Annotated in this window: 9 protein-coding genes; 1 reads left to right on the top strand and 8 read right to left on the bottom strand. The window is 67.7% G+C overall.

The window, feature by feature from the left end; all coding sequences use genetic code 11:
• Positions 1-145 precede the first annotated feature (145 nt).
• The 8 genes from hslU to RT456_RS19210 form a co-directional block, all read right to left on the bottom strand.
• Positions 146-1,519, bottom strand: a complete 1,374-nt coding sequence (gene hslU, locus RT456_RS19245; RefSeq protein ID WP_313349044.1) for an ATP-dependent protease ATPase subunit HslU — start codon at positions 1,517-1,519, stop codon at positions 146-148.
• 191 nt (positions 1,520-1,710) lie between these two features.
• On the bottom strand, positions 1,711-2,262 hold the full coding sequence (hslV, locus tag RT456_RS19240) for an ATP-dependent protease subunit HslV (protein WP_017356659.1): 552 nt from the start codon (positions 2,260-2,262) through the stop codon (positions 1,711-1,713).
• 91 nt (positions 2,263-2,353) lie between these two features.
• Entirely contained in the window at positions 2,354-3,244 is an 891-nt protein-coding gene (xerC, locus tag RT456_RS19235; RefSeq protein WP_313349042.1) for a tyrosine recombinase XerC, read from the bottom strand.
• A gap of 22 nt (positions 3,245-3,266) precedes the next feature.
• Positions 3,267-3,944 (bottom strand): DUF484 family protein, encoded by a 678-nt coding sequence (locus RT456_RS19230; protein ID WP_313349041.1) that lies wholly within the window; start codon positions 3,942-3,944, stop codon positions 3,267-3,269.
• The gene (gene dapF / locus RT456_RS19225; protein WP_313349040.1) at positions 3,941-4,792 is read right to left on the bottom strand and encodes a diaminopimelate epimerase; all 852 of its coding nucleotides are present in this window, start codon (positions 4,790-4,792) and stop codon (positions 3,941-3,943) included. The genes RT456_RS19230 and dapF overlap by 4 nt, the downstream gene beginning before the upstream one ends.
• Positions 4,785-5,030: a lipoprotein gene (locus RT456_RS19220; RefSeq protein ID WP_313349038.1), complete on the bottom strand. Its 246-nt coding sequence runs from the start codon at positions 5,028-5,030 to the stop codon at positions 4,785-4,787. The genes dapF and RT456_RS19220 overlap by 8 nt, the downstream gene beginning before the upstream one ends.
• Positions 5,031-5,299: 269 nt before the next feature.
• Positions 5,300-5,722 carry a YbaN family protein gene (locus tag RT456_RS19215; RefSeq protein ID WP_313349036.1) on the bottom strand — a complete coding sequence of 141 codons (423 nt, stop codon included), beginning with the start codon at positions 5,720-5,722 and terminating at the stop codon, positions 5,300-5,302.
• A 57-nt stretch (positions 5,723-5,779) separates the two neighbouring features.
• Positions 5,780-7,897, bottom strand: a complete 2,118-nt coding sequence (locus tag RT456_RS19210) for a S9 family peptidase (RefSeq protein ID WP_313349034.1) — start codon at positions 7,895-7,897, stop codon at positions 5,780-5,782.
• A 101-nt stretch (positions 7,898-7,998) separates the two neighbouring features.
• Here RT456_RS19210 and RT456_RS19205 point away from each other — a divergent pair, with 101 nt between their 5' ends.
• Positions 7,999-9,186: a pyridoxal phosphate-dependent aminotransferase gene (locus RT456_RS19205; protein WP_313349032.1), complete on the top strand. Its 1,188-nt coding sequence runs from the start codon at positions 7,999-8,001 to the stop codon at positions 9,184-9,186.
• Positions 9,187-9,313 lie beyond the last annotated feature (127 nt).

Genomic DNA, 9,313 nt, shown 5'->3' with positions numbered 1-9,313 from the left:
GCGAGTGCGGGGCCGCCATGCCCTTGCGGCGAAGTAAAGGAGGAGGGGGCGGCCGCAGGCCGACGCCGGGGGACATTCGCAGGCAAGGGCATGCCGGCCCGGCGCTCGGCCCGCCGGCAGCCGCGTCTCGTCTCGTCTCGTCCGGTTACAGAATGTACCGGCTCAGGTCCGGGTCCTTCACCAGCTCACCCAGGTACTTGTCCACGTAGGCCGCGTCGATGGCGAGGGTTTCGCCGTCGCGGTCAGGGGCTTCGTAGCTGAGCGTATCGAGCAGGCGTTCCAGCACGGTGTGCAGGCGGCGGGCACCGATGTTTTCCTGGCGCTCGTTCACCTGGAACGCAATCTCCGCCAAGCGGTCCACCGCGTCGTCGGTGAAGCTCATCGACACGCCTTCGGTCTTCAGCAATGCCTCGTACTGCTTGGTCAGCGCCGCCTTCGGTTCGGTCAGGATCCGCACGAAATCCTGCTTGCTCAGCGCGCCCAGCTCCACGCGGATCGGGAAGCGACCCTGCAGTTCGGGAATGAGGTCGCTGGGCTTGGCCAGGTGGAACGCACCCGAAGCAATGAACAGGATGTGGTCGGTCTTGATCGTGCCGTACTTGGTGGACACGTTGGAGCCTTCCACCAGCGGCAGCAGGTCGCGCTGCACGCCTTCGCGCGAGACATCACCGCCACCGACGTTGTCGCCCCGCTTGGCAACCTTGTCGATCTCGTCGATGAACACGATGCCATGCTGCTCGCAGGCTTCGATCGCCGCACTGCGGATGTCGTCTTCGTTGACCAGCTTGCCGGCCTCTTCTTCGATCAGCAGCGGGCGCGCCGCCTTGATCGCCAGCGTACGCTTCTGCGCCTTGCCGCCGCCCAGGCTGGAGAACATCTGGCGCAGCTGCTGGCCCATTTCCTCCATGCCCGGCGGGGTCATGATGTCCACGCCCACGTTGGCGGTGACCTCCAGCTCGATCTCGCGATCATCCAGCTCGCCGGCGCGCAGCATGCGGCGGAACTTGATGCGGGTTTCAGTGTCCTGCGCCGACGGCTCGTTGCGCGCAGCCTCCGGGTCGAAGCCGATGCCACCGGCACGGCGCGGCAGCAGTGCGTCCAGGATGCGGTCTTCGGCGCGCTCTTCGGCCTGGTTCTTCACCCGCACCTTGGCCTGTTCGCGGTACAGCTTCACCGCGGTATCGGCCAGGTCACGAATGATCTGCTCGACATCCTTGCCGACGTAACCGACTTCGGTGAAACGGGTGGCTTCCACCTTGACGAACGGCGCGTTGGCGAGCGTCGCCAGACGACGCGCGATCTCGGTCTTGCCGACGCCGGTCGGGCCGATCATCAGGATGTTCTTGGGCATGACCTCATTGCGCAGCTCGGCCGGCAGCTGCATGCGCCGCCACCGGTTGCGCAATGCGATGGCGACCGCGCGCTTGGCGTCGTGCTGGCCAACGATGTGGCGGTCCAGCTCCTGCACGATTTCGCGCGGGGTCATGGTGGCGGAAGAAACTTCGATCTTGTGCGGCATGGGGTGCGCTCACAGGGAATATTGGGGTGGATGGTGGGGCTATCCGGGTAACGGGCAAACACGTAACGGTGCGGTAGAGCCACGCCATGCGTGGCTGGACCCGTACCGCTGCCACGCCACGCGTGGCTCTTTGCCCTGCGTGGCTGGACGGGTAACGCAGCCACGCAGGGCGTGGCACTACACGCTGCGCGTTACAGCTCCTCAACCACCACATTGCGATTGGTGTAGATGCAGATGTCGCCGGCGATGTTGATCGACTCGGTGGCAATGGTGCGGGCGTCCAGTTCGGTATGCGCCAGCAGCGCGCGGGCGGCCGACAGTGCATAGGACCCCCCGGAGCCGATGGCGATGATGCCGTCTTCGGGCTCGATCACATCGCCGGTGCCGCTGATGATCAGCGAGGTGTCCTTGTCGGCAACGGCCAGCAGCGCCTCGAGCTTGCCCAGGCGGCGCTCGGTGCGCCAGTCCTTGGCCAGCTCCACCGCCGCACGCTGCAGCTGGCCGTGCTTTTCCAGCTTGGCCTCGAACAGCTCGAACAGGGTGAAGGCGTCGGCGGCGGCACCGGCGAAGCCGGCCAGTACCTGGCCCTCACGACCCAGCCGGCGCACTTTGCGCGCATTGCCCTTCATCACCGTGTGGCCGAGCGTGACCTGGCCATCGCCGGCAACCGCGACATGACCGTTGCGACGCACCGAGATGATGGTGGTGGCGTGAAATACGTTGGGATTCTGACTGGGGTCCATGGAGCCTCCGGGGTGACAGAGACTGAGGTGGGGTCGTTGCGGGGGGCTTCAACCCACCCTGCCCTGCGCCCGGGTGACGCAGCGGATCGATTCAGCTTTCGTTGCCGCTTTTGCGCCGCTTGGCACGCGGGTGCGACGCGTCGTAGACCTTGGCCAGGTGCTGGAAATCCAGGTGGGTGTAGATCTGCGTGGTGGCGATATCGGCATGGCCAAGCAGCTCCTGCACACCACGCAGGTCGCCGGACGATTCCAGGATATGGCTGGCGAAGCTGTGCCGCAGCATGTGCGGGTGCACGTGCTTGAACAGGCCCTGGCGCTGGGCCAGCTGGCGGATGCGGATCTGCACGGCCCGCTGGGTGATGGGTCCGCCCTTGCGCCCCGGGAAGACCGGTTGCCCATCGCCGCCGCCGCTCTCCGCACGCCAGCCCAGCAGCGCCTCACGCGCATGCGAGCCGAACGGCACGCGGCGCTGGCGGTTGCCCTTGCCGAGCACGTTGACCAGGCCGGTGGCGAAGTCCAGGTCGCGCCAGATCAGCGCACACAGTTCGCTCAGGCGCAGGCCCGAGGAATAGAACAGTTCCAGCAGCGCGCGGTCGCGCAGGCCCAACGGTGCATCGGTCGGCAGTTCAACCAGACGCACGGCCTCGTCCGCATCCAGCACCTGCGGCAGCTTGCGCGGTGCCTTGGGCGCCTTCAACCCTGCGGCGGGACTCACGGCGATGCGATGGTGCTTGAGCAGCCATGCGTAGAAACTGCGGCACGCCGACAACCGGCGCTGCAGCGATTTGGGTGCCAGCCCGCGGCGGTGCTCGGCGGCGATGAACTGCCGCAGCTGTTCGCCCTCGATGCCGTCCACGTCGGTGGCCTGCTGCGTGGCCCAGCCGGCCAGCGCATCCAGGTCACGTCGATAGGCATCCAGCGTGTGCGCCGACGCGCGGCGCTCCACCTGCAGGTAACCGAGGAAGTCCTGGACGGCGTTCATGCGATCGCGCGTCGACGCGGCCTCAGGCCACGTCGAACCGCTTGAGTGCCACGGCCAGCGACTCGCCCATCATGCGCAGGAACAGCGTGCCCATGCCGGGGTAGAAGCGATTGCCGTCATGGCTGCCCACCGCGATCAGGCCCACGCCCGGCAGCGGCAGCAAGGCGCTGGACTGCACTTCGTCCACGCGCTCGGCGTACAGCACCGCGCTCTTCTCCGGCTGCAGGCGGCCGCAGATCGGTTCGCCGTCGGTGAGGCAATCGCGGAACGACGCCAGCGCCGGGCTGTCCGCGGCGATCACCTGCAACCACGGCGCCTGCTCCAGGCCGGGCACCGGCTGCAGCATCACCAGACGCACCAGATCGCCGGCGAAGTCTTCTTCCAGCGACGCGGCCATGGCGCGCAGCGTATCGGCGGCCGTGGCCTGCTTCATCAGGGCCAGCGTGAGCTGATGGGTACGCACCGCCAGCCGCTCGTTGACCTGCGCATTGGCGGCCAGGTCGGCCAGCCGACGCGACAGTTCGCGGTTCTTGTCGCGCAGCACTTCCAGCTGGTAGCTGGCCAGCGAGGCGGTAGGACCGTCATCGCGGGGCACCACCAGGGTCAGCGCCAGATCCGGGAACTGCTTCAGGAACGCCGGATGCCGGCGCAACCATGCGGCGACTTCATGCGCCCCGATCTTCTCGACGGTGTCGCTCATGCGTTCCACTCCCCTTCGAAGACGAATGTCGCCGGGCCGGACATCACCACCTGGGCATCGTCGGCCGGCCAGCGCAGGCGAAGATCACCCCCCGGCAGCGACAGCGTGGCATCACGTTCGAGGCGGCCGCGCTGCATCATCACCACCGCCGCGGCGCAGGCACCACTGCCGCAGGCGAGTGTCTCGCCGACGCCGCGCTCGTACACGCGCAGGCGGGCATGCTGTGGGTCGAGCACCTGCACGAAGCCGACGTTGACCGACTGCGGGAAGGTGGCGTGCTGCTGCAGCAGCGGGCCCAGCCGCTCGACCGGCGCCGCGTCGACCAGGCCGACTTCGATCACTGCATGCGGATTGCCCATCGACACCGCGCCGAAGCGCACCGTGTCGCCCTGCAGCGGCAGCAGGTATTCATCCCGGGCGCGGGCGAAGCCCAGCAGCGGGACCTGCTGCGGCTCGAAGCGCGGTACGCCCATCGCCACCGAGTACTGATCGCCACCGATGCGTTCGATGGTGTGGGTGGCCAGCGGGCTGTCGATGGCGAAGCGGTCGCCGTTTGCGGCACCGTCACGCACCAGCCAGGCCGCGACGCAGCGCGCGCCGTTGCCGCACTGCTCGGACTGCGAGCCGTCGGCGTTCCAGATGCGGTAGGCGGCGACCGAGCCCTCCGCACGCGGCGGCTCGATGGTCAGGATCTGGTCGCAGCCCACGCCGGTGTGGCGGTTGGCCAGTTGCGCGGCCAGGGCCGGGGTCGGTTCGGGGGTGCCGTCGCGCAGGTCGAGCACGACGAAGTCATTGCCGGCGCCGTGCATCTTGCTGAAGCGCAGCGCGGTGGATGCAGCCTTACTCATTCCCGTCATCGGACTTGAGCTGGGGGTCGACCGGATCGGGCACGACCGGCGGGTCGTCGGTGGCATCGGTGTCGGCGGGCACGGCCTCGGCATCAGCCGCCGGCTCGACGACCTGCTCTTCCACCGGCACCGGCTTCTGCGGCATGACCAGCGGGCCCTTGTTGCCACACGCCGAAAGGAACAGCAGCGCCAGCGCTGCCAACGGAATCAGGATTCGATTGCGATGGGGGATGCTCATCGGTTGAGTATAGCGGCGGGGCAGGATGACGGGTGTGCCGAAACAATGAACGCGCGGCAGCGCCCGACACATCCGATCAGATGCATCCCGCCGCGGGTAGCGCCGACGGGGAGGGCCGGCAAATCGCGCCGACGGGGTAGAGCCGACTGTTGGTCGGCTGCCTTTTGCGGCCGGGTTCATGACCTCCGGACCAAGAGCAGCGGTCTAACAGACCGCTCTACCGGGCGAGGTCTTGCGGCACCGGCGAGGTCTTGCGGCACCCTGCCGGGTCAGGCCTCCGGCGGCAGCGGTCGTGTCCACAGCCACACCGCCACGGTGGTCATGCAGCCGATGGACAGCCACTTCACCCAGGCGATGGGCACACACCACAGCATGATGGCCGCGCATACGGCCATGGTCAGGGTGGCCATCCACTTGCCCTTGCGGCTGACCGCGCCGTGCGCCTGCCAGTTGCGGATGGCCGGGCCGAACTGCGGGTGCTGCAGCAGCCGGTTGTGCAGCCGCTCCGAGCCGCGCGAGGCGGCCCACGCCGAGATCAGGATGAATACCGTGGTAGGCAGGCCCGGCACGAAGATGCCGACGATGCCGGTGCCCAGGCTGACATAGGCCAGCAGCCACCACCCCCAGCGGAAACGCACCTTCGGCCGCGCGGCCGGGGTGTCGGATGCCTCTGGGCGTTCGGGCAGGTTCATGCCGTCAGGATAGCGAGGCCACGCGCCGACCGCGATGGTCGGCGCAGGCACGCCGCATTACGGGGTCTTGGCGACACCCAGCTGGTCCAGCACGAACGCATAGGACTCGGCCAGTTCCAGGTAACGCTGGAAGCGCCCGGACTTGCCGCCGTGGCCGGCCTCCATGTTCGTGCGGAACACGATGGGATGGGTACCGGTGTTGTCATCGCGCAGCTTCGCGACCCACTTGGCCGGCTCCCAGTACTGCACCTGCGAGTCCCACAGGCCGGTGCCGACGAACAGCGCCGGGTACGCCTGCTTCCGGACGTTGTCGTAAGGCGAGTACGTCAGCATGTAGTCGTAGTACTCGCGCTGCTCGGGGTTGCCCCACTCGTCGTATTCGTTGGTGGTGAGCGGAATGCTGGCATCCAGCATGGTGGTGACCACGTCGACGAACGGCACCTGGGCCACCATCACGCGGTAGTCCTGCGGGGCCTGGTTGGCCACCGCGCCCATCAGCAGGCCACCGGCGCTGCCACCGGAGGCGGCCACGCGGTCCTTGGCCGCATAGCCCTGGCGTACCAGTTCGCGGGTGACATCGACGAAGTCGTTGAAGGTGTTCTGCTTGTGCAGCAGCTTGCCATCGTCGTACCACGCGCGCCCCATTTCCTCACCGCCGCGGATGTGCGCGATGGCATACACCACGCCGCGGTCGAGCAGGCTCACCACGGTCTGGTTGAAGCCCGGGTCCATCGACATGCCGTAGCTGCCGTAGGCGTACTGGTACAGGGCGCCCGTGCCGTCCTTCTTGAAGCCGTTGCGGTAGACCAGCGATACCGGCACCTTCGCCCCGTCACGCGCGGTCACCCAGACCCGCTCGGTGGTGTACTGCGACGGGTCGTAGCCGATCACCGGCTGCTGCTTGAGCTGGCGGCGTTCGCCGGTGGTGGTGTTGAGTTCGTAGGTGGTGGTGGGCGTGGTCAGCGACGTGTACGCATAGCGCAGCCACGGTGTGTCCGCCTCGGGATTGGCGGCCAGGCCCATCGAGTACGCCGGCTCGTCGGCCTTGACGTAGTCCTGGCGGCCATCGGCGAACAGCAGGCGGACCCGCTCCAGCGCGTTGGAGCGCTCGGCGATGGCAGTGAAGCCGTCGAACAGCTCGAAGCCTTCCACCAGCACGTTGTCGTCGTGTGCCACCCAGTCGGTCCACTGGCTGCGCGCGGTGCCGTCGCTGGGTGCGGTGACGATCTTGAAGTTCTTCGCGCCGGCATCGTTGGTGCGGATCACCCAGCGGCCGGCGAAATGGTCGGCGTCGTACTCGACATCGCGCGCGCGCGGCGCCAGCACCGTGAACTGCTGCGGGTCGGCGGCCGGGGCGTAACGGGTTTCCGAGCTGACGGTGCTGTGCAGCTCGATGGTCAGGAACCGGTCGTCGCGGGTACGCCCCACGCCCATGTAGAAGCTGTCATCGTCTTCTTCGTAGACCAGCACGTCGCGGCTGACCGGCGTGCCCAGCACGTGCTTCTTCACCCGCACCGTGAGCAGCGTGTCCGGATCGTTTTCCACGTAGAACAACGTGCGGTTGTCGTCGGCCCAGACCACGTTGGGGGAAACGTTCTCGATGCGGTCGGGCAGCACCTCGCCGGTACGCAGGTCCTTGAAGCGGATCACGTACTGGCGGCGGCCAACGTCATCCTCGGCCCAGGCCAGCAGCTGGTTGTCCTGGCTGACGTCGGCATCGCCCACGTCGAAGTAGCCCTTGCCGGCCGCCATCTGGTTGATGTCGAGCAGGATCTCTTCCGGTGCCTCCATGCTGCCCTTGCGGCGCGCCTGGATCGGGTAATCCTTGCCGGTCTCGAAGCGGGTGTAATACCAGTAGCCGCGCTCGCGCGCCGGCACGCTGGCATCGTCCTGCTTGATGCGCGCGACGATTTCCTTGTACAGGGTGTCCTGCAGCGGCTTGAGCGGCGCCACCACCTGGTCGGTATACGCATTCTCCGCGGTCAGATAGGCCAGCATCCGTGGCGCTTCGCGCTTGTCGTCGCGCAGCCAGTAATAGTCGTCGTTGCGGGTTGCCCCGAACGGGGCCGTGACCGCATGCGGATGCTTCTCGGCGTCGGGTGGGGTCAGCGCGGGGGCGGCATGCACGGAAGCGGTCATCAGGCTGGCAACCAGAAAGTGGAAAGTGGATTTCACGAGATAAGGCTCCCTGCCGGTGAATGCAATGGTGTCGGCCCAGTCTGGCCGGGTAACGGTGCCGCGGGCAAGCGCGCGTGCGCTCCCCTATCATGCTGCGCATGAGCATCCGCACCCCCACGGCCGGCTACAGCCGCCGCAGCCAGGACATCGAACCCTTCCACGTGATGGCCCTGCTGGCCCGCGCGCAGGCGCTGGAGCAGGCCGGCCATGATGTGATCCACCTGGAGATCGGCGAGCCCGATTTCACCACCGCCGAGCCGATCGTGCGCGCCGGCCAGGCCGCGCTGGCCGCCGGGCACACCCGCTACACCGCCGCGCGCGGCCTGCCTGCGTTGCGCGCGGCCATCGCCGGGTTCTACGGTACCCGCTACAACCTGGACGTGGATCCGGAGCGGATCCTGGTGACCCCGGGCGGCTCTGGTGCACTGCTGCTGGCCAGCAGCCTGCTGGTCGATCCGGACCGGCACTGGCTGCTGGCCGACCCCGGCTACCCGTGCAACCGCCACTTCCTGCGGCTGGTGGAGGGTGCGGCGCAGCTGGTCCCGGTCGGCCCACAGACCGCCTACCAGCTGACCCCGTCGCTGGTGGAGGCGCACTGGAATGCGGACAGCGTCGGCGCGCTGGTGGCCTCGCCGGCCAACCCGACCGGCACGGTATTGTCGGCGTCGGAACTGGCAGCGCTGTCGCAGGCGTTGAAGGCACGCGGCGGCCACCTGGTGGTGGACGAGATCTACCACGGCCTCACCTATGGCATGGATGCGGCCAGCGTGCTGCAGGTGGATGACGACGCCTTCGTGCTCAACAGTTTCTCGAAGTACTACGGCATGACCGGCTGGCGCCTGGGCTGGCTGGTGGCACCGCCGCGGGCCGTTCCGGAGCTGGAGAAGCTGGCGCAGAACCTGTACATCAGCGCCTCCAGCATCGCCCAGCACGCCGCACTGGCCTGCTTCGAGCCGGACACCCTTGCCGTCTTCGAGCAGCGTCGCCACGCCTTCCAGGCGCGCCGTGATTACCTGCTGCCGACCCTGCGCGCACTGGGCTTCCGCATCGAGGTCGAGCCGCAAGGGGCGTTCTATCTGTACTGCGATGTGAGCGACTTCACCGATGACGCGCAGGCTTTCTGCGCGCACTTCCTGGAAACCGAGCACGTTGCATTCACCCCGGGCCTGGATTTCGGCCACTACCGCGCGAATCAGCACGTGCGGCTGGCGTATACGCAGGAAATTCCGCGGCTGGAAGAGGCGGTGGCGCGGATCCGTCGCGGGTTGGAGACGTGGCGAGGGTAACGTCGCGGCTTGCCGCACCCTCTTCGATCGGGTTTGCCGCGAGCGTTGAGGGCCCCGTCGCGGCCGGCAGGCCCCTATGCAAATGTCCCCCGGCGTCGGCCTGCGGCCGCCCCCTCCTCCTTTACTT

Source organism: Stenotrophomonas sp., assembly GCF_032099025.1.
Taxonomy (GTDB): domain Bacteria; phylum Pseudomonadota; class Gammaproteobacteria; order Xanthomonadales; family Xanthomonadaceae; genus Stenotrophomonas.
This window is presented reverse-complemented; position numbering and strand designations above follow the sequence as displayed.